Here is a 20,481-nt window from a genome sequence, read left to right on the forward strand (position 1 = left end):
TTTTTATTTTATATTGCTTATTCATTTGTTTTTTCTTGTTTTGCTCGGCTAAATAAACTTTTAAATGTTTGAAAGAAACTTTGCTCTTTTGAGGCAGCAACCATTCTTTTTGTTTCTTGAATTTCTCGAATAACTTGCATAAGCTGTGCATCACGATTACTGTCCTTGTTATAAATTTGACTAACAAGTTTATTCATTTTTTCTTCCTGTTTGGATTCTCGTTTATACATATGATTCATTAATAAGTCCATCTTTTCTTTTTGTAATGCATCTGTTTGAGCGGCGTGCTCGACTAACTCTTGAAGCATTTTTTCTTGAGAGCCTTCTTTTACATAAACTTGTTGCATCAATTCATCTAGTTTCTCATCCTTTAAACGATTTTGTGTAATTAGAGTAGAATTTTGATGAATAATTGCTTCATTTAATTGAGCTAGCATTTCAAGTTTCAACATGAATTCCTCAAAGTTACGTCCATCTTCCTTTTCTTTCGGTTGTATCTCTTGCTTATCTTGTATAACTGGTACAGGTGGGGCCTCTTTTTCTTTTAAAATAATCGGTATCGTTTCTGAAATATCTTCTTGTAATGTAGCAGCTCTTTCATGTATAGATTTCAATAGTTTTAAATCATCAAGTTTATAAATACGAGCATCAGCTGTTTTAGAAATCATATAGCCATGTTCCTCTAACAGTTGACTATATTTGCGGACTATATGTTTTGGGATGCCTGTTTTATTCGTGACATCTTTCGTTTTATAGGTAGCTTCCATGATATTTCCTCCCCAAAAAGTATCGTATATATCATTTCAATCTTTTATGAGGACTTCCTTTGAAAAAGAATGTCGGAAGGCTATTAGTTTTCTACAGCATTAGTGAAAAAATGAAAGTTTTTGGCGGAATGGCAAGGAATAACTAAAATAATGTCTGAAAACATATACAGGAGAAGTTTGTTATAATAACGGAGGAAAAAAGAAACTGGTAGAAACATGGAGGTATACATGAAGCAATTAAAAGGTATTATCATTTCAATTATCGCAATTCTGTCTATTTTAGTAGCAGTTTATGAAGTACTTGTGCCAGAGGAAACAAGTGTAAAGAAAACGAATACGTATGATCAAGTGTTAGAATTTCCGAAAGAACGTTATCCAGAGACAGGAAAACATATTACGGATGCTATAAAAGAAGGGCATTCAGAAGTTTGTACAATCGATCGTGGTGGTGCTGCAGATAGAAGGAAATTGTCGTTAGCACCATATCCTTCAAAAAAAGGGTATGATCGTGATGAATGGCCAATGGCGATGTGCAAGGAAGGCGGAAAAGGAGCACATATTGAATATATAAGTCCGGCGGATAACCGCGGAGCAGGCTCTTGGGTAGGGAATAAGTTAGATAAATATCCAGATGGTACGCGTGTGAAATTTGAAGTGAAGTAGTAGTTGTACATTTCATAATGAAGGAGAACGGGAACTATGGAGTTAACAATTTCTTATTCGCAATTAATGTTGATGAACTATGACGGTGAGCAGCCTTATGTAGACTGGACGGATGAAGATTTTGAAAGAGGTTATGCTGAGGCAGAGGGAACTGTTATTTTTGAAGCACTTTCTGATTATACTTGTGAAGTGAAAGTGACCCCAGGGAAACATATTGAAAAAGAAGAAGTGATTAGAACGATTACGGTTCCTTTTACAGTTGAAAATGAAAGTATCGTTATAACGAGTATTCTTTCAAATAAATTTCAAATACCTATTCCAAATGGTGAGTATACAGTGGTCTTACAAGCAATTCCTCTTGAAGAGCCAACGGATGATGAATTATATAAAATACAATACGAATTCTTTTTTGAAAGTAAAGAATAAAAAATGGGTTATCCTCAATAAGGATAACCCATTTTCGTTATGCGTTTGTTTTTAGCAGGGAGCGAGCATCTTTTGCTGCTTGCACCATGTGCTCTAAAGCTGGAATAACTTCTTCTGTTCTTCTCGTTTTTAAACCACAATCAGGATTAATCCAGAAATATTTAGGATCGCATACTTCTAAAGATTGTTCTACGATTTTATACATTTCATCTTTACTCGGTACACGTGGGCTATGAATATCATATACACCTAGACCGATGCCTTTTTCATATGTTGTATGTTTTAATGTATCAATAAATTCACCGTGACTTCTTGATGTTTCGATAGAAATCACATCTGCATCTAATGCGCGAATCGCATCAACAATATCTTCGAAGTTACTGTAACACATATGAGTATGAATTTGTGTTTCATTTGCTACAGAAGAAGTTGCTAAAAGGAAGGATTGAACTGCCCATGTAATATAAGCGTCCCAATCTTTTTCTTTTAGTGGCATTCCTTCACGAAGTGCTGGCTCATCGACTTGGATTACTCGAATTCCGGAAGATTCAAGTAGTTCAATTTCGTGACGAAGAGCTAATGCAATTTGATACGAAACTTCTTTTCTTGGAATGTCATTTCGAACGAAGGACCAATTTAAAATTGTAACAGGTCCAGTTAACATTCCTTTTACAACTTTCTCTGTTAAGCTTTGTGCATAAACAGTTTCCTTAATAGTCATTCCGTTAATAAAGGCTACATCACCATAAATAACAGGTGGTTTTACGCAGCGGGAACCGTATGATTGTACCCAACCGTTTTTAGTGAATGAGAAACCAGCAAGACGCTCACCGAAATATTCGACCATGTCAGTTCTTTCAAACTCACCATGTACAAGGACATCAAGACCAATTTCTTCTTGGTAACGAATCCATTTTTCTGTCTCTTTTTCAATAAATTTTTCATATTGTTCATTTGAAATAACACCGTTACGCCATTCTTTTCGCGTTTGACGAACTTCAGTTGTTTGCGGGAAGCTACCGATAGTTGTTGTTGGTAACAATGGTAACTCTAGGGCAACTTGTTGTAATTCGTATCGCTTTTCAAATGGAAGAGGACGTGAAAAATCTTCTTCTTTTAGTGCTGTTCGTGCTGCTTTGACATCTTCACGGTTACGTACAGCAGATGAACGAATTGTATGATGTACATTTCGATATGTTTCCAGCTCATTACTAATACTTTCTGTACCTTTAGTGAGAGCAGAATGAATAAGAACTAACTCTTCTAATTTTTGATTTGCAAATGCTAACGCATCAAATAGCTCAGTCGATAAGTGAGTTTCTTCTGTTTTATCGATTGGTGTATGCAATAAGCTACAAGAAGGCTGAACAATGAAGTCTTTCGTTTGGACTTGTTTTTGTAGCGTTGTAAATAACGTAAGAACTTCATCAAGGTCAGCTCTCCAAATGTTACGGCCATCTATACAACCGACAGCTAAAGTTTTATCAGCTGGGAATCCATATTTTGAAATAGCATGTAGATTACCTTCTTTACCATGAACGAAATCTAATCCAATACCGGATACAGGGAATGTAATAATTTCTTCATAGTTTTCTTCTACACTATCAAAATATGTTTGTAAAAGAAGGTTCGCATTTGGAACTTCTTTACGAATAGCTTCATAAATTTCTTTTGCTTGTTGAACTTCTTCTTTCGTTAAAGAAGCGAAAATCGGTTCATCAACTTGAATGACTTGTGCACCAGCTGCATGTAGTTCTGAAAGCAGTTGTACGTATGGTGCAACTAATTGTTTTAAAATCGTAGCGAATTGTTCTTGTGTATAACCTTTAGCTAATTTTAAGAAAGTATATGGTCCTAAAATAACAGGTTTTCCATCTACTCCTAATTCTTGTTTTGCCTCTTCGTATAAGCGAAGTGGACGATTATCTTTTAAAGAGATTTGTAATCCCTCTTCATATTCAGGAACGATATAATGATAGTTTGTGTTAAACCATTTTGTCATTTCAGAAGCTACGTGATCTTTAGAGCCACGCGCCATTGCGAAATATACATCAAGGTAAGATGTAAACTCAGAAAAACGTGATGGGATAAATCCTAGCATATAAGCAGTATCCAAAACGTGATCATAATATGTAAAGTCGCCAATTGGAATGAGTTCAATCCCTTTTTCTTGCTGTACTTTTACGTGTTGAAGGCGAATTTCTTTCATTGTTGTTAAAAATTGTTCTTCATCGATTTTATTGGACCAAAAAGCTTCCAATGTTTTTTTCCACTCTCGTTGTAGTCCGATACGTGGATAACCTAAGTTACTTGTTTGAATTGCCATTTTAAATTCCTCCCTAATTGAAAGTAAGCATTTCCGTTTACTAGGAAATACCTATAACAAAAAGTACAAAGACATAGAAAATAAGCCTTCCTTTTTGTTTTAACACCTCATCATCATCCGTGAATCTATCAGTGTTGTTAAAACAGGCAGGTCTCCTGACTTATGCTTCATATAATTTCTTTCACCTTCCCGTTTTCACAGTGGCACTAAAAAGAAATCTCAGCATTTACAGTGGCGGGACCGTGTTGGAGTTTCACCAAGCTTCCCTTTTAAACACGAAACGAAACTTTCGTGTACCTATTTTCCTTTTGAAAGGAATTTAACAAGCGATATGATATTGAAACAAATTCTAACACAATTTTTGGAATTTTGTCTACTGTTTTAAAATAAGAAAATTCCAAAGTTTTTATTTCTTATTATTCTGACTTTTACATTCTGAAGTAACTAATAATATTACATTATAAAAAGAGAAATTGAGCTATGAAAGAAGTAGGGATGTCTTCTTTCATAGCTCAATTTTCATCTATAGCAACTTCTGAAAGCCGGCCTGCTATAGCATCTTTAAGGAGGGTGTTTAGCCATTGTAGTTCAACTGTAATATGCTCAATTACACTTTGTAAAATATATAGTTGTGCACGTGGAACTTTTCCTTTATTACAATCATATATCGTTTGCATAGTATATAAATATTGAAGAGTATCGTTTTTCTTTTTTTCTAAAATAGGAACTAATTCGTGATCATTGCTAAAGTGAGCGAAAGATAAGGCTGAATAAATAGGTTTATATATTTGGTTTTTTGCTTCGAATTGTTTTAATAGTAAAGTGTGGAATAGTTTTTTGCCTTCTTCTGTTATATGAAAAATCGTTTTGTCAGGTCGATTTGTGTCTCTAATTACATTTGTAATATGAATTGCGCCTTGCTTTTCTAATTGCTCGAAGGCGTAATAAAGTGATCCTTTAGCATATTTAATGTAACAATCCATTTGTCGTTCTTTCATAATATGCTGCACTTCATATGGATGTTTATCTCCTTCGAGTAGCAAGCCGAGAATGACTAATTTCATGCTCATGCTGTCTCAACTCCTGTATATAAAAACTTTATCCGGCATTAACGGGCAGTAAGACACCCATCCAAAAATTCAGCGGAACCAAAGAAGTTAGGTGGGGGGCGGGCTGTCCGTAAAAGCCCGATTGGTTCAATTAATAATCAGTGGGGGATGAACAAAACCGCCACTGATTAAAGATTAACTTTATACATATTATAAACGGCATATCCTTTTTCATAAAGGGATATGCCGCTTCTTTTTTATATTAACTGACTTGCTTTTGTTTTTCTTTCTTTTTAGGGCCTGTAAAGAGGCGTTCATTTCCCATAAGTAAAATACAAATAATACTTAGTACAGCCGGAATAAGTGCCCAGAAGAATGTGTTCGCAATAGATGTAGCGAGAGCTTCTTTAATACCCGCTAATATTTCAGCAGGAATTTTTGCGGTAGCGCCTGGCGATAATAAGAAACTTGTGTCTCCACCTTTTGGAGCTAATTTTGCTAGTTCAGGGGGGAACACAGAGTTTAGTTTATCTGTAAAAATATGATTTTGAATTGTACCGAAAATCGTTACACCAAGAGTCATACCGAGTGATCGGAAGAATGAGTTTGTTGATGTTGCCGAACCACGGTCTCGCATTTCTAATTTGTGAATAGAAGACATACTTAATACTGAGAATGAGAAGCCAACACCAAGCCCAGCGAGAATCATAAATAGTGTTACGAGTAAACGAGGTGTATCCATTGTTAAAGTACTTAATAAATAAATACCAAGAACGAAGAAGACGCCAGATACCATCATAATGTTACGATAGCTTGTTCGAGAAGCTAATTGTCCTCCTGTTTGACTTCCAATTACAGAACCAACCATCATTGGTGTTAAAATTAATCCGGCATTAGAGGCGGAACCTCCAAGAACGCCTTGAATGAAGATTGGAATATAAACTGTACAGATAATAAAAGCGGCACCATAGAAAAAGGCAACTCCTTGACTAGCTGCGAATAAAGGTTTTTTAAATAGATGGAACGAAATAATAGGCTCGGTTGCTTTTCGTTCTACAAAGAAGAAAATAATAAGCGTAATAACTACTGTTGTAAATAAGCCAATAATTACAGTGGAATTCCAGGCATATTCCTTACCACCAAGTTCTAATGCGAACATTAAGCAAACGATACTTATGACAAGTGTAATAGCACCAGCCCAATCAATTTTTTGTTTTCTAAATTCTAGAGACTCACTGTAGTATTTAGTAATGAAGAAAAAGGAGATAAGTCCTAATGGAATATTGATATAGAAGACCCAATGCCAACTTATATAGTCTGTAATATAAGCGCCTAATAAAGGACCGAATACACTAGAGGTCCCGAAAACAGCACCGAATAGTCCTGTCATCTTCCCACGTTTTTCTGGTGGGAAGATATCGTACATAATTGTGAAGGCGATAGGCATAAGGGCACCACCACCGATACCTTGAATAGCTCTATAAATACTTAATTGCTCAATACTTGAAGCTGTTCCGCAGAGCGCAGAACCGAATAAGAAAAGAATGAGGCCACCAATATAAAAACGTTTCCGCCCGTACATATCAGAAAGTTTCCCGAAGATAGGCATCCCTGCCATTGTTGCTACCATATAAGCTGATGTGACCCAAACAAACTTATCAAATCCTCCTAAGTCTCCAACAATTGTTGCCATTGCGGTTGCAACGATTGTATTGTCCATTGCGGCCATTAATATACCAAGCAGTAAACCAGCAACAACAAATTTTGTCTTGTTGGCGTCTTTTTTTAATGGTTGAGTTTCCAAATATAACCCTCCTTTAGAAATAAGTAAACTATATTAAGTTTTGAGTGCAGTGGATAAAAAATTTAAATGTATAGGTGATTTTAATTTCTTTTCCATAAGTGCACTGATATGCCATAAAGAATATTATAGTCAAATTTGACTATAAGGCAAACTTTTTCTTCCGTCAAAATATTCTTTCGTATGAGTAGAGAACGAGTGAGCCATATTGAATATTGCCATAAAGTAAATTGTAAAAAAATTTCATTAAGAACACCTTCTGTTAATAGATGAAAAATGGTTTTTTCTTCATATTGTCGAATAGGATAAAAGGAAGAGAAATATTAAACATTGCTTGTAGTAAGCTTTAGTAATTTGGGGAATTCATTGTGTGTATGATACATCTGAAATGAGGTGAATATATATTATGAAAATATGGGGACGAATTTCGGATACAGGAAAGTATTCAATACCGCTACAACCAGTATTGTGGATTGACGGATCGAAAAAGGAAAATGAATTTCCTCAAGTAGCCGTTACATTAAAAATTGGTAGTATGTATACAGAACAATTTTCGTATGAATTGACCTACGATGTAAACGACATACTTATTATGAGAATTGAAGTGGAAAATAAAGGGGTAGAAATGATTTCGAGAGTTGTTGTAAGTCATATGATTCGAGATTACTTTGCTTATATTCCTAATTCTTTAAAAGTTGATAAGGGGATAAGTGAGTTTTTATTCCAGCTTGTAAGGTGGCGAATTGATGATTTGTTACCGAATGAAAAGGTGGAACTACGTTGTAAAATAAAAGCTAATAAAGATAAAGCTCTTAAACAAGCATTCTTTCAGGCTACATATACATTTCAAGATAAAGAGATATCATATGGTCCACTGCAAACAAATGAAGTTGTTGTGCGTCAATAATAAAAAGGAACCTGTACAAAAGGTTCCTTTTTTTAGTGAAGGTTGTGTTTTTTGAGTATTTTCTTTTGCTCCATTCCTTTTTTTCCTACATAGTTATTTTTGTAGCCAAAGTATAGAATAAATAAAAATGAAACAACATTAACAATAGCGTCAATTTGATCGTTTGTAATAAAGTGTATGCCGAAAGAGGTAAATAATAATTTTAATGATAATAGAAAACCAGCTAGTAACCGCATAGCATCTGATAGATTCTCTTTTTGTAGCATATAGATTACTCCTTTCTATAAAAGTTATATATTATATATATGAAATAGAGTAGAAAAGGTATACAAGCTTAAGCAGAAATGTACATTGGATATGTACATTTTTTATTTGGTAGAAAAACATTATTGATATAGAAACATATATTGGTATAAAAGGGGGAGAAGTATGAAACATAAAGGGAAAATTAGTGGATTATTACTTGGAAATACAGTGGCAGTTACAGAATGGATTGCACTTCAGGATGTAATTGCAAAACTGGATTCACGATCATTTTATACCGTCTTTATTATTTATATATTGCAAATGATACTAAGTTATTATTTTGGACATTGGTACGATAAAAGAGCGAACAAGCGTATGAATGAAGAAGTAGGAGGAATGGCAAGCAACGATTTTGTTGTTGATTTTTTTGGGAAAGTAGCCGCTTTATCTGAAAGAGCTTCCCGTAATATTACAGTTTACATTCTTTCTGTAAAAGAATGGGAAGGATTAAAAGACACGTTGCAAGAAAAAAAATTGGGAGTGTTAGTACAAAAATTAGAGAGTACCATTGTAAAGTCAATTCGGAAGGGAGATGTTGTTACAAAGTGGGATGAAAATAAGTATGTTATTGTAGCAATTGATAATGGTCATGAAACATCAACAATAACAAACAGATTAATGAAAAATATTGAAAGTGAAATAGAAGGTGATTTACTCAGTGTCACTCTTTTATTTGGAGCAGCTAGCTATCCAGTAGAAGGAAAAACGTTTGAAGAACTGTTGAGAAAGTCGCAAAATCAATTGTACCAGTATAGAAATTTGCAAGAAAATGAGTGAAGCTTTGATTTGAAGATATTTGATAGGAAGAAGTTTTATTTGTAACATTTTTTTGACTTTTATTACAAAAAAACGCTGCGTTTGTAATAAAAGTCTTTAAAAATATATGAAATAAGCATATAATTATGATGGTAGTGTCAATGCAATTTGCACAATGTGTTTTATTTTAAAAGTGTAGAGGAAAGCAAGCTCTACACTTTTCCTTTTTAGGAAATGAAAAGAATATTTGTAAGTTGTTGCGAGATATCGATTGTACTGTGTAAAATGAACAAAGAGATTATTTGATAGAAAGCTGGAAAGGGAATGATAGACGTGAGAGCGGAACGATCACCTTTTATCAGGTGAACTATTATAGTCTTATTAAGACTGAGGTGAAATTCTGTGGCCATTAAGGTAATACATAGTGTGAACAGATTTTAAAGAACACGAAGTACTATACTTAAAGATGGATATGGAACTGCTAAATACTTCAAAAAGAATAATGTAATATTAAGTAATAATTTGTACAAACAATATTAATGATCTTCGTAAAAAAGATGCGAGTGTATAGAACAATTACATATTTTATAACTTTTTTATATTACACGATGGTCGTTTATAAGTAGGAGGAAGAGATGTTGAAATATAGTAAATTAGCAATTATAACTGCATTATCAATGACTTTATTAGCCGGTTGTTTTGGACCGAAACCAGAAGAAGAATTATATGTAGCGTTTGAAAACGCTGCTAAACAAGAAAAAACAATGTTTGAAGATGCAAAAAAACTTGAGACTTTAGAGAAAGAAGGACAAGAATTATATAACCAGATTGTGCAAGAAGGAAAAGATAATAATCAAACTGTTAAAGAAAAACTGAATCAAGCAGCAAAGAATACAACTGAACGAGAAAAAGTACTTACAAAAGAAAAAGAGGCCTTAAATAAAGCGCAAGAAGAAGTGAAGTCAGCTGATAAGTATGTGAAGAAAATTGAAGATAATAAGTTGAAAGATCAAGCTGATAAAGTGAAAAGCATGTATGAGAAACGACACGATTCATTTAATAAAATGTATGACAGCTATAATAAATCTTTAAAACAAGAAAAAGAGTTATATACAATGTTACAAGATAAAGGTACTAAATTAAAAGATATTAGTGAAAAAGTAAAAGTAGTAAATCAATCTTATAAGGATATTGAGTCAGAAAAAGATCAATTTAATGAATTCACAAAGTCTTATAATACAGAAAAAGTAGCTTTTTATAAACAAGCAAATATTAAAATTAAAGAAGAGAAAAAATAAAACAGTTTGGCCTACACTTGGCCAAACTGTTTTATTTTTTTGTATAAGTACGACTATACCATGGAACCGGTTCACTTAATTTTTTTTCTTGTTTCAATGCTTCAGGCCCAATATAATCTTGAAGTGTTTTTTTTGCTACTGTTAAAGATAAGGTTGTTTTCGGATTTCGATAGGAGGATTCAAGATGACCAAGATGCGGTAGAATTCGAAAATCTTCTTTCGTAGGAGGGATGTGGAAAAAATAATCGCCTAAACGTATAAGGACATCAGATTGTTGTTGGCTAAAACGTGGGTTTCTAGAAAAATGTAATCCTTCTTTAATTGCTTTTTTTTCAGCAATCAAACGCTCTAAAGCTGTCTTTTTTAACCAGTATAAATATTTAGGATTAGTAGCTGCTTTAGCATGACGATTCACAACGAAAATAGATTGAGCTAGTCGATTAATAGAATGTTGGTTTTGTAATTGAGATTGTGGTTGTGAAGGTTTCATATTGAATCTCCTTTCAATTTTTCATTATTATAGCATAAATAAAATAGGTTTTTATTATATGCAAAAAGTGATTGTATATATTTTCAATATTAAAGCAATATTGTTACAAAAAACAACTATTTTGTATAATAGTAATAGAATATGTTTTTGAAATTTGATAATGAAAGAGTGAGAAGTTTGAAAGAAATATTAAAACAACAGTATGCCATTATAGATATTGGATCTAATACAATGCGTTTAGTTATTTATGAAAAGCAAAATGGAGGTTTTTATAAAGAGATTGAAAATACGAAAGTGGTTGCTAGGTTAAGGAATTACTTAATTGATGGTGTGTTGAATGAAGAGGGAATAGAAGTATTATTACAGACATTATTTCAATTTCAAGAAAGTACAAGGTTCCATCAGTTGCATCATGTACTTTGTGTTGCAACAGCAACAATTAGACAGTCTGAGAATCAAGAGGAAATTAAAAAGCTTATTGAAGGACAAACGGACTTTACTCTTAGAGTATTATCAGAATATGAGGAAGCGCGTTACGGATACTTGGCGGTTATGAATTCTACATCGTTTTCAGAAGGAATAACGGTAGATATTGGTGGGGGAAGTACGGAAGTTACATACTTTAGAAATAGAGAGATTTTAGAGTACCATAGTTTTCCTTTTGGGGCACTTTCTTTAAAGCAACAATTTATTAAAGGTGATATTCCTACTAAAGATGAGTTAGAGGGAATGCAACAGTATTTAGAATTTCAATTTCAAACGTTACCATGGTTCATCAATAAGAAATTGCCTCTTATTGCAATTGGTGGTAGTGCGAGGAACTTAGTAAAAATCCATCAAAATTTAATATGTTATCCTATAGCAGGATTACATTTATACAAGATGAAAGAAGAAGATATTGAAAATGTAAAAGATGAGTTGGAAAAATTGTCGTTCATAGAACTTCAGAAATTGGAAGGATTGGTAAAAGATCGAGCGGATACGATTATTCCAGCGGTTGAAGTATTTCATACACTTGTTAATGTTATAGAGGCACCGGCATTTGTATTAAGTAGAAAAGGATTAAGAGAAGGTGTTTTCTATGAAGAGTTGACAAAAGATTTGGGGATTTCATATTATCCGAACGTAGTTGAAGAAAGTTTGCATTTACTATCACATGAATACGAAATGGACATGGAATTTGTTATTCAACTTATTAAACATGGAAGACTAATTTGCAAACAACTTGAGGAAATAGGGCTTATTTCTATGTCAGTAAAAGACTGGGAAGTATTCCATCAAGCAGCGAAAGTATTTAATATAGGCAAATATATAGACGAAGAAGCGAGCCGTTTACATACGTTTTATTTATTGGCGAATAAGACAATTGATGGCATGATGCATAAAGATAGAGTGAGGTTAGCGCTTATTGCATCTTATAAATCAAAAATGCTATTTAAACAACATTTATCTCCATTTGAAGGTTGGTTTGATAAAAGTGAACAAAAAAAAATCCGTCTATTAGGAGCTGTTTTACAATTTTCAGCTGCTTTAAATGCAAGGCAACGATCGCTTGTTGAAACCATATCTATAACAGAAAGCAAAGAGGCATTAACGTTTAAAGTTTTATGTGAACAGTCTGCATTAGCAGAAAAAGTGCAAGCTGAAAAACAAAAAAAACAGTTAGAAAGAGTATTAAAAACGAATATTAACTTGTTATTTGAACTAAAACATTAGGTCGTACGGATGTCTTTACGAAAAATTTACACTTTGTAATATTGTAATTTGATAAAATAAAATTAACTAAATTATAGTAAAAAAGTTTCAAGGGGAAGTGTGAAGAGAATGGAATTATCGAAGGGGAATGCAGTAAATTTAAATGATACAGCTTATTACAATAATCGAGAGTTAAGCTGGCTAGCATTTAATGAACGTGTACTACAAGAAGCGCAAGATGGAAAAAATCCACTTTTGGAAAGATTGAAATTTATTAGTATTTTTAGTTCGAATTTAGATGAATTCTTTATGGTACGTGTAGCGGGATTAAAGGATCAAGTGAGTGCTGGATTTAATCAGCCAGAAAATAAAGCTGGCTTAACACCAAAAAAGCAACTAAATAAAATTGCGATAAAAGCCCATGAACTAATGACAGTACAATATGATACATTTAAAAATTATGTATTGCCAGCGCTTGAGTTAGAGGGAATTGAACGTTTAACATTCCATGATTTGACGAAAGAGCAGCGAGAATTTATAGAAGAGTATTTTGATGAGCAAATTTTTCCGGTGTTAACCCCTGTAGCTATTGATGCATATCGCCCATTTCCAATGTTATTAAATAAAAGTTTGAATTTAGCTACTCTTTTATATGATGAGAAGCAAGCGGAGGAAGAGAATCGGACGAAGCTAGGAATTGTACAAGTTCCTTCATTACTTGAGCGCTTCATATTTTTACCGAGCGAAGGGCAAAAGCATAAATTTATTTTATTAGAAGACGTAATTAGTAGCTTTACTCATAAATTATTTACGGGATATACAGTATCATCTGTTACTCGTTTCCGTATTACACGCAATGCAGATTTAACGATTCATGAAGAAGGTGCGAGAGATTTATTAAAGGTAATTGAAAAAGAATTAAAAAAACGTAAGTGGGGGGGGGCTGTACGTTTAGAAGTTGGGAAAGAACACATTGATGAAAGAGTATTAGCGTTATTATATGAGGTTCTGGAAGTAAAAGATGAAGATGTATATATAATGGATGGGCCATTAGATTTAACATGTTTGTTTTCTTTATATAAAAAACTAGCTCCTTTATATGAACATCTTGTATATCCGGCTCTTATTCCGCAACCGCCTCAAGATTTAGGTGATGAAGAAGATGTATTTGAAAAAGCAATTGAGCATGATATTTTATTACATCATCCTTTTGAATCATTTCAGCCGGTAGTTGATTTTGTCCGTGATGCGGCAGACGATCCAAATGTACTTGCGATTAAACAAACGTTATATCGAGTAAGTGGTGATTCACCAATTATTCAGGCGTTAAAGATAGCGGCTGAAAAGGGAAAACAAGTGACGGTATTAGTTGAATTAAAGGCAAGATTTGATGAAGAAAACAATGTTCATTGGGCTAAAGAATTGGAACAGGCAGGCTGTCATGTTATTTACGGTGTAAGTCACTTGAAAACACATAGTAAAATTACGTTAGTTGTAAGAAGAAAAAACGGAAAAATCGAAAGGTTCGTACATCTTGGAACTGGAAACTATAATGATGCAACAGCGAAGTTATATACTGATTTTGGATATATTACATCAAGAAAAGACTTTGGGGTTGATGCAACCAATTTCTTTAATTATTTAAGTGGTTATACAACAAAGCCACATTTTCATCATTTATCTGTTGCTCCATTTGATATAAGAGAACAATTTATGGATTTAATAGATGAAGAAATCCGTTATCATAGGCAATATGGAAATGGATATATTATCGCTAAGATGAATTCATTAACAGATAAACCATTAATTAAAAAAATGTACGAAGCATCACAAGCTGGAGTAAAGGTAGAGCTCATTGTTCGAGGAACATGTTGCCTACGACCTGGTATTCCAAATGTAAGTGAAAATATTCGTGTAGTTAGTGTTGTTGGAAGATATTTAGAACATAGCCGTATTTATTATTTCCATCATAATGGGGAGGAGAAAATATATTTATCTTCAGCTGATTGGATGACGCGAAATATGGAGAAGCGAGTGGAAATATCTTTCCCGATATTAGATATTGAAATGAAGGCACGAATTAAGGCGATTTTACAGCTTACATTAGCTGATAATGTGAAAACACGTGAACAAAATAAAGATGGTGATTACTATTATGTTATTAATGGTAGTACAGAAGAAATTGATAGCCAAGTGAAGTTGTTTAAGATGGCGTATCAAAATACAGATGCTGAATAATGAAAAAAGTAAAAACCTCTTATGTCTATAAGAGGTTTTTACTTTTTTCTACTCATATGCTCCCAAAATGGGAGGATGAGTAGAAACAATAGTTTTATTATAAGCGTGTAATAAGGTGGCTCGTTGAGAGAATAACATTTGAAATAATCGTTATTTTAACTTAGTAATAGTATGGTTGTTGACATGGTCCACCGTAACAAGGATAAGGTGCTGGCGGCGGGAAAGGTGGTGGATAAGGTGGGTAAAATGGTCGAGGGCCGAAAGCTAATGCTCCGCCGAGTAATCCACCAGCAATTCCAGCTAGAAAGGGAACGCCAAAAAACGGGAAGAAGCGTGAGTCGCCTACTGGACCAATAGGTGCTGAACGGACTGGGATTGGTTGATAATATGGATACATGAACATACCTCCTTTATTGGACTCACTTTCATCATATGGTAAATGAAACGTGGATGAGCGCGTACAAGAAAGGATATGCAAGAAAATAGGCGAATTATTACGAATGTTGGAGTGTAAAAAGTGTAATTTCAGGTTTTGACATAAAACGGAATGGAACACGCGTTCTTCCTAGGCCTCGATTAACATAGAGAGTTAAATCTTGAATTGTATAGAAGCCTTCAATATAGTCTTTGGCGAGTGATGGTGTAATAATAGCTCCTAAAAAAGGAATTTGTACTTGTCCGCCGTGGCTATGACCAGAAAGTTGCAAGTTGATTGGATATCTGGAAACTTGGGGCGCGATATCTGGTTCGTGAACAAGAACAATGTTATAAGTATTTTGTCGTGCATGCTCTAATGTTTTCTCTATTTTGGGTTTGCCTAGTAGTATATCATCGAGACCGAAAATAGAAATCTCACTATTATCCATTAGACGAATTCTTTTTTCATTATTTAGCAATAGTTCAAATCCAGATTCACGCATGATGTGCTCATAGTATTCAGTTCCATATCCACCGTGATCATGGTTACCATAAATAGCGAATTTACCGAAGGGGGCTTGTATATTTTTTAAAATGGATGCAACGAAAGGAGTGTCAGTATACGTTTGGTAATTATCAATGAGATCTCCAGTAAAAAGGACAATATCTGGATTTACAGCATTAATTTTAGAAACAACTTGAGATAAATGTTGAAGCGAGAAATAGTATCCAAGATGTAAATCGCTGAATTGAAGAATTTTCATACCATGAAAACTTTTTGGGATGAGTTGTGATTTTAATGTGTGCTGTGTAAAAGAAATGAAATGGGGTTCTATATATTTAGCATAGTAGTATCCAATGCCACTGGTTATAAATGAATAGAGACAAGTGCGCATACCAATTTTTAAAAAATTTCTTCTTGTAATGTGCTTCATAAAAATATGAGTATACCTCAATGTTTTTATTCCATTTATAGGCTACTCGAATCTCCTTTCAGTTTATTTAAAATATACTTTACATAATAAAAATTTAGTATAGATTACGAAAAAAATGAATGAAAAGAAAATTCTTTACATTAAAATATCAGAAAAGTTTAAAAATATAAAGATTTCTATTAAATAAAGTGATAAAATGAATGTGTATTCATTTTTTGGAGGGGATGTATGTGAAAGAGAAGGTAGTTATTATAACAGGTGGATCGAGTGGAATGGGAAAAGGAATGGCGACTCGTTTTGCAAAAGAAGGGGCACGAGTTGTTATTACAGGACGTACAAAGGAAAAACTAGAGGAAACAAAGTTGGAAATTGAACAATTTCCGGGGCAAGTATTACCTGTACAAATGGATGTAAGAAATACGGATGACATTCAGAAAATGATTGAACAGATTGATGAGAAGTTTGGTCGAATTGATGTTTTAATAAATAATGCAGCTGGAAACTTTATTTGTCCAGCAGAAGATTTATCTGTGAATGGTTGGAATTCAGTCATTAATATTGTGTTAAACGGTACATTTTACTGTAGCCATGCTGTCGGAAAATATTGGATTGAAAAAGGTATAAAAGGGAATATCATTAACATGGTAGCAACATATGCATGGGATGCAGGTCCAGGAGTTATTCATTCGGCTGCAGCGAAGGCAGGGGTATTAGCGATGACGAAGACGCTCGCTGTTGAGTGGGGACGTAAATATGGAATACGAGTTAACGCTATCGCGCCAGGACCAATTGAACGTACGGGCGGTGCTGATAAATTATGGATTTCAGAAGAAATGGCTAAGCGTACGATACAAAGTGTTCCGCTTGGAAGGCTGGGTACGCCAGAAGAAATCGCTGGTCTAGCTTATTATTTATGCTCAGATGAAGCTGCGTACATAAATGGAACTTGCATGACAATGGATGGAGGACAACATTTACATCAATATCCATTTTAAAAGGGATAAAAAAATGAATGTTTGATTCATTTTTTTATGGTTAAATGTGACGGAATTGTGACATATGAAAGAAAAGTGTTTACAAGAGGTCATATATACGTTATATTTAAGACCTCTTTTTTCTTCATAGTAGAATTGCTAATTCCCCTTAGCATTTTACCCCTCTAATCCCTTCAGGAAAACTGAAGGGATTTTTTATTATTTTTCCGTAAATATCATGTTATAATTTTTGAAAAGTAAAGGGAGGGAAGCACGTTGATAGATGCATTAGATGTAATGAGTAACTTGGATAAAGTCCTTCCTTATTATCAAGCTATTTTTAGTGCTGATGAGCATACTGTAATTGGATATGAAGTAGTAGGACGTATTCAAACAGAAGAGGGCATACAAAGTTTAGCTTCTTTCTTTCACGATGATTCGATTCCAAGTGAATTTCAACTGGAAGCGGATAATATTATAGTAGAAAAAGCTTTAAATCGTTATTTAGAAAGCGATCAAAAATTATTATTATTTATACATCGGAATGCTAATGTATTAATGAATGATGATGATGAAAGCTTGCTTCAACTTTTATTGAGGTATGAAGAACAAGGTTTAAATTTAAAACAAATTGTTTTAGAGATTACAGAACATGAATGTAAAGAAGATATAGAGCAATTTAATCATTTGCTTATGTATTATCGTACATATGGTATTCAAATTTCGATTAATAAAGTCGGAACGGGCACAAGTAATTTAGAGCGTATTAGCGTGTTAGCACCTGATATTTTAAAAGTAGATTTAACGAATTTAAGGCAAACAGCACTTTTACAATCTTATCAAGATATTTTATATTCTTTATCATTACTTGCTAGAAGAATTGGTGCAACTTTGTTATATGAAGAAATAGATGCTTTTTATCAACTGCAATATGCTTGGAAGAACGGCGGAAGATATTATCAAGGTAATTATTTGAAAGAATGTTTACCTGATTTTATTGAAACGAATGTTTTGAAAGAGCGACTTGGTAATGAATGTCATCAGTTTATTCAGCATGAAAAGAAGAAGTTACAAAAAATTTATAATTTGACAGAGATGTTACGCGATCGCATTGGCGATGTTTTATCAAAACAAAAAAAGAATGAAGATATAAATGATTGGTTATTACAATTTAGTCAAAGTGTATCACAGTGTAGTTTTCGTATATTTATTTGTAATGAAGATGGTTTCCAACAATCAGGAAATGTTATGAAAAAAGATGGAGAATGGATTGTGATGCCGGATTATTATATGAAGAACTGGAGTTGGCGCCCGTATTTTCTCGAGAATATCATGAAAATGCGTTTTGAGAATAAGGCAAGGCTTTCAGATTTATATGCAGATATCGAAACGGGCGAAATGGTACGAACATTTTCTTTCCCAATAGATGATGACAACTTTTTATTTATAGATTTATCTTATGAATATTTATATGAAGAAGATGTTTTATTTTAATGCACGAAGAGATTCGTGCATTTTTTGTTTGTTTTTATCATAAATTGGTAATAGTGAAAATGGTGATGAAAATGCTGTCTATCGTTGTAAAGATTTTACGAACGAAATCTGTCCTTTCTTTGCATAATCATTGTTACAATGAATACTACAAAGACAAGTTCTTTTAAAAGGAAGGTGAAAAAATGAGGAAATATGGAATATGGCTTGTTCTATTTGTATGTGTTGCCTTTCTAGTTGGTTATAGTGTTACGACTGTTTTAGGGAAAGAGGAAGTGAAAGTTGATCGGAAAGAAGTATTTACAACGATACAAAAAGGCTATGAAACCCAGTTTTCAATTCGTGGGAAGCATTTGCCGATGAATAAGATGATAGAGACGTTATCACCGTATTTTACAGATAATTTCCTTCAAGTGTTTACAGATGAAAATAGCAGAAGTGATAAACAAAGTGGTGAATATTTACTTCCGGCAAAAGAAGCACCGTTTTCTTTTAATTCAGAAACGAAAATATCGTATGATGAAGAACATAAAAATTTATATGTATATGAGCGGACAAAAAGTGGACAATATCAAATTGTAACATTGAAAAGGGATCAAGATAAATGGAAGTTAGCAGGATATCATGAAAGTCAGGAACTCTTAACTGAAATAAAAAGGTTGCAACAATTATAAAGTGAAACTTTTAATCAGTGGGAGGGATTACTAGCCCATCTAACTCCTTTGCTTTAGCTAAATTTTTTGGGTTTTACTACCTACAAATAGCGGGATAAGAATAGGAATAGGTATTTACCTATTCCTATTCTATATTGAGTAGTTTTTGTAACTTTTCAATTTGAAAACCTGCAACTACTTCGCCATCAATTACGACTGTTGGAGTTGAATAAGAATCATAGTCGTTTAAAAGACGATTGCGAGCAGCAGCGTCTTTTTTTACGTCAAATTCTTCATATGCAACGTTATTATGCTTCAAAAATTCTTTAACAATAACACATGGCGGACAATCAGGTTGTGTATAAACCTCAATTTTTTTCATTGTAATTCCTCCTTTTTTCTGTTTTTTATTATATTCTTCCAGTATAAAAACCGCAATAAAGAAGGGGAAATATGTTCTTTCTGTTTTTTCCTTCGCATTTCGACAAATTTTTAGTTGAGTTTCTGGCCAATAACCTTTATCCTAGAGTGTGGAACATTTTTTCTGTTATGACGGATAGAATGAGTATAGCTGTAAAACCTATTGGTAGGAAGATCAGAGAAAGGAGAGATTTCATGTCTCTACTCCAAGGAATTTTAACTCGACTTGTTAGTCTACAAGAACAAGCTGAAAGCGGTGAAGTAGCACAACGCTATTTTGAAGTGAACGGTGAGCGCAAATGTAGCGTGAAATTTTTCGATAAAAGTGAAATGTATGAGTTAGAAGTGTATCAACAAGGTGAAAAACCTCAAGTGTACCAATTCGATAATATCGACATGGTTGCAATTGAGATTTACGATATCATTTCTTGATACATATAAAAAAGGTACTGCCATATGGCAGTACCTTTTTTAGTTCTATTACTTTCCAGCGTAATGTATAGAATTTTTTTATTTTTCCTACAATGGTATTAAAATGAAAATTTAATCTGTGTAAGTTTGCCTATCCATGTGGATAAGTAGTCCCGCCAACCGGATGAATATGTGAAGCTAAACTTCTCACAATTGCTGGGTTCTGCAAATAGTGGGAGAAATATAACTAGGAGGTTATCGTATGGAACATTTACCAGTTGTGATTTGTCCTAATTGTCAAAGCTCTGCTGAGATTACTCATGTATTAACGGCTCAATCTAATCAAAATGTAATTTATACGTGCCAAGTTTGTCACTTTGTAATTCGAAATATTGAAACGAATAAAGGATAGGAAGTTATAATTTTAGTTTTTGTCCCATACAATGAGAATACGAAAA

21 protein-coding genes and 1 riboswitch are annotated in these 20,481 nt (G+C 33.5%); of the genes, 12 read left to right on the forward strand and 9 right to left on the reverse strand.

The window, feature by feature from the left end; translation table 11 throughout:
- Window positions 1–17: 17 nt before the first annotated feature.
- Window positions 18–767, reverse strand: coding sequence for a DUF3967 domain-containing protein (locus ASE54_RS06450; protein WP_000388468.1), 750 nt, complete (start codon window positions 765–767; stop codon window positions 18–20).
- A gap of 228 nt (window positions 768–995) precedes the next feature.
- Between ASE54_RS06450 and nucA the strand changes: the two genes are divergently transcribed.
- Window positions 996–1,430 carry a DNA-entry nuclease gene (gene nucA / locus ASE54_RS06455; protein WP_000811494.1) on the forward strand — a complete coding sequence of 145 codons (435 nt, stop codon included), beginning with the start codon at window positions 996–998 and terminating at the stop codon, window positions 1,428–1,430.
- A 36-nt stretch (window positions 1,431–1,466) separates the two neighbouring features.
- Entirely contained in the window at window positions 1,467–1,856 is a 390-nt protein-coding gene (locus ASE54_RS06460) for a competence protein ComJ (RefSeq protein ID WP_000424022.1), read from the forward strand.
- A gap of 37 nt (window positions 1,857–1,893) precedes the next feature.
- Here ASE54_RS06460 and metE read toward each other — a convergent pair whose 3' ends face one another.
- From metE to ASE54_RS06475, 3 genes are all read right to left on the reverse strand, one after another.
- Window positions 1,894–4,182, reverse strand: a complete 2,289-nt coding sequence (metE, locus tag ASE54_RS06465) for a 5-methyltetrahydropteroyltriglutamate--homocysteine S-methyltransferase (protein ID WP_001007602.1) — start codon at window positions 4,180–4,182, stop codon at window positions 1,894–1,896.
- A gap of 127 nt (window positions 4,183–4,309) precedes the next feature.
- A riboswitch (cobalamin riboswitch) is annotated at window positions 4,310–4,498 on the reverse strand.
- A 196-nt stretch (window positions 4,499–4,694) separates the two neighbouring features.
- Window positions 4,695–5,252, reverse strand: coding sequence for a PadR family transcriptional regulator (locus tag ASE54_RS06470; RefSeq protein ID WP_000062064.1), 558 nt, complete (start codon window positions 5,250–5,252; stop codon window positions 4,695–4,697).
- 241 nt (window positions 5,253–5,493) lie between these two features.
- Window positions 5,494–7,035: an MDR family MFS transporter gene (locus tag ASE54_RS06475; RefSeq protein ID WP_000449901.1), complete on the reverse strand. Its 1,542-nt coding sequence runs from the start codon at window positions 7,033–7,035 to the stop codon at window positions 5,494–5,496.
- A 403-nt stretch (window positions 7,036–7,438) separates the two neighbouring features.
- On the opposite strand from ASE54_RS06475, the gene ASE54_RS06480 reads away from it, so the two are divergent.
- Window positions 7,439–7,939, forward strand: coding sequence for a hypothetical protein (locus ASE54_RS06480; RefSeq protein WP_000708116.1), 501 nt, complete (start codon window positions 7,439–7,441; stop codon window positions 7,937–7,939).
- 32 nt (window positions 7,940–7,971) lie between these two features.
- Here the strand turns inward: ASE54_RS06480 and ASE54_RS06485 are convergent, their stop codons facing one another.
- Window positions 7,972–8,205 (reverse strand): SPP1 phage holin family protein, encoded by a 234-nt coding sequence (locus ASE54_RS06485; RefSeq protein ID WP_000939448.1) that lies wholly within the window; start codon window positions 8,203–8,205, stop codon window positions 7,972–7,974.
- A gap of 163 nt (window positions 8,206–8,368) precedes the next feature.
- Here ASE54_RS06485 and ASE54_RS06490 point away from each other — a divergent pair, with 163 nt between their 5' ends.
- Both ASE54_RS06490 and ASE54_RS06495 read left to right on the forward strand, forming a co-directional pair.
- Window positions 8,369–9,022 carry a diguanylate cyclase gene (locus ASE54_RS06490; protein WP_000680815.1) on the forward strand — a complete coding sequence of 218 codons (654 nt, stop codon included), beginning with the start codon at window positions 8,369–8,371 and terminating at the stop codon, window positions 9,020–9,022.
- 614 nt (window positions 9,023–9,636) lie between these two features.
- On the forward strand, window positions 9,637–10,299 hold the full coding sequence (locus ASE54_RS06495) for a YkyA family protein (RefSeq protein ID WP_003256886.1): 663 nt from the start codon (window positions 9,637–9,639) through the stop codon (window positions 10,297–10,299).
- A 31-nt stretch (window positions 10,300–10,330) separates the two neighbouring features.
- Here ASE54_RS06495 and ASE54_RS06500 read toward each other — a convergent pair whose 3' ends face one another.
- Window positions 10,331–10,789: a YkyB family protein gene (locus ASE54_RS06500; RefSeq protein ID WP_000804864.1), complete on the reverse strand. Its 459-nt coding sequence runs from the start codon at window positions 10,787–10,789 to the stop codon at window positions 10,331–10,333.
- A 141-nt stretch (window positions 10,790–10,930) separates the two neighbouring features.
- Here ASE54_RS06500 and ASE54_RS06505 point away from each other — a divergent pair, with 141 nt between their 5' ends.
- Together ASE54_RS06505 and ASE54_RS06510 are read left to right on the forward strand one after the other, a co-directional pair.
- Window positions 10,931–12,505 carry a Ppx/GppA family phosphatase gene (locus tag ASE54_RS06505; RefSeq protein WP_003256889.1) on the forward strand — a complete coding sequence of 525 codons (1,575 nt, stop codon included), beginning with the start codon at window positions 10,931–10,933 and terminating at the stop codon, window positions 12,503–12,505.
- 108 nt (window positions 12,506–12,613) lie between these two features.
- Window positions 12,614–14,722: a polyphosphate kinase gene (locus tag ASE54_RS06510; protein ID WP_000423553.1), complete on the forward strand. Its 2,109-nt coding sequence runs from the start codon at window positions 12,614–12,616 to the stop codon at window positions 14,720–14,722.
- A 160-nt stretch (window positions 14,723–14,882) separates the two neighbouring features.
- Here the strand turns inward: ASE54_RS06510 and ASE54_RS06515 are convergent, their stop codons facing one another.
- Entirely contained in the window at window positions 14,883–15,119 is a 237-nt protein-coding gene (locus ASE54_RS06515; protein WP_000283738.1) for a hypothetical protein, read from the reverse strand.
- 97 nt (window positions 15,120–15,216) lie between these two features.
- Entirely contained in the window at window positions 15,217–16,074 is an 858-nt protein-coding gene (locus ASE54_RS06520) for a metallophosphoesterase (protein WP_002082238.1), read from the reverse strand.
- A 230-nt stretch (window positions 16,075–16,304) separates the two neighbouring features.
- Between ASE54_RS06520 and fadH the strand changes: the two genes are divergently transcribed.
- The 3 genes from fadH to ASE54_RS06535 all read left to right on the forward strand — a co-directional run bounded on the left by fadH (window position 16,305) and on the right by ASE54_RS06535 (window position 19,213).
- Window positions 16,305–17,069: a 2,4-dienoyl-CoA reductase gene (fadH, locus tag ASE54_RS06525; RefSeq protein ID WP_000660913.1), complete on the forward strand. Its 765-nt coding sequence runs from the start codon at window positions 16,305–16,307 to the stop codon at window positions 17,067–17,069.
- 255 nt (window positions 17,070–17,324) lie between these two features.
- Complete coding sequence (locus tag ASE54_RS06530) at window positions 17,325–18,542, forward strand: EAL-associated domain-containing protein (protein WP_000564306.1); 1,218 nt, start codon at window positions 17,325–17,327, stop codon at window positions 18,540–18,542.
- A 182-nt stretch (window positions 18,543–18,724) separates the two neighbouring features.
- A complete protein-coding gene (locus tag ASE54_RS06535) occupies window positions 18,725–19,213 on the forward strand; it encodes a DUF3993 domain-containing protein (RefSeq protein WP_001233816.1) in 489 nt (162 codons plus the stop codon).
- A gap of 124 nt (window positions 19,214–19,337) precedes the next feature.
- Here the strand turns inward: ASE54_RS06535 and ASE54_RS06540 are convergent, their stop codons facing one another.
- Window positions 19,338–19,574, reverse strand: a complete 237-nt coding sequence (locus tag ASE54_RS06540; protein ID WP_000717872.1) for a glutaredoxin family protein — start codon at window positions 19,572–19,574, stop codon at window positions 19,338–19,340.
- A gap of 233 nt (window positions 19,575–19,807) precedes the next feature.
- Between ASE54_RS06540 and ASE54_RS06545 the strand changes: the two genes are divergently transcribed.
- Both ASE54_RS06545 and ASE54_RS36230 read left to right on the forward strand, forming a co-directional pair.
- On the forward strand, window positions 19,808–20,044 hold the full coding sequence (locus tag ASE54_RS06545) for a YkuJ family protein (RefSeq protein ID WP_000055151.1): 237 nt from the start codon (window positions 19,808–19,810) through the stop codon (window positions 20,042–20,044).
- A gap of 241 nt (window positions 20,045–20,285) precedes the next feature.
- Window positions 20,286–20,435, forward strand: a complete 150-nt coding sequence (locus ASE54_RS36230) for a hypothetical protein (RefSeq protein ID WP_000400650.1) — start codon at window positions 20,286–20,288, stop codon at window positions 20,433–20,435.
- Window positions 20,436–20,481 lie beyond the last annotated feature (46 nt).

Origin of the sequence: Bacillus sp. Root131, assembly GCF_001429475.1 — a bacterium.
Classification (GTDB): Bacteria; Bacillota; Bacilli; order Bacillales; family Bacillaceae_G; genus Bacillus_A; species Bacillus_A thuringiensis_S.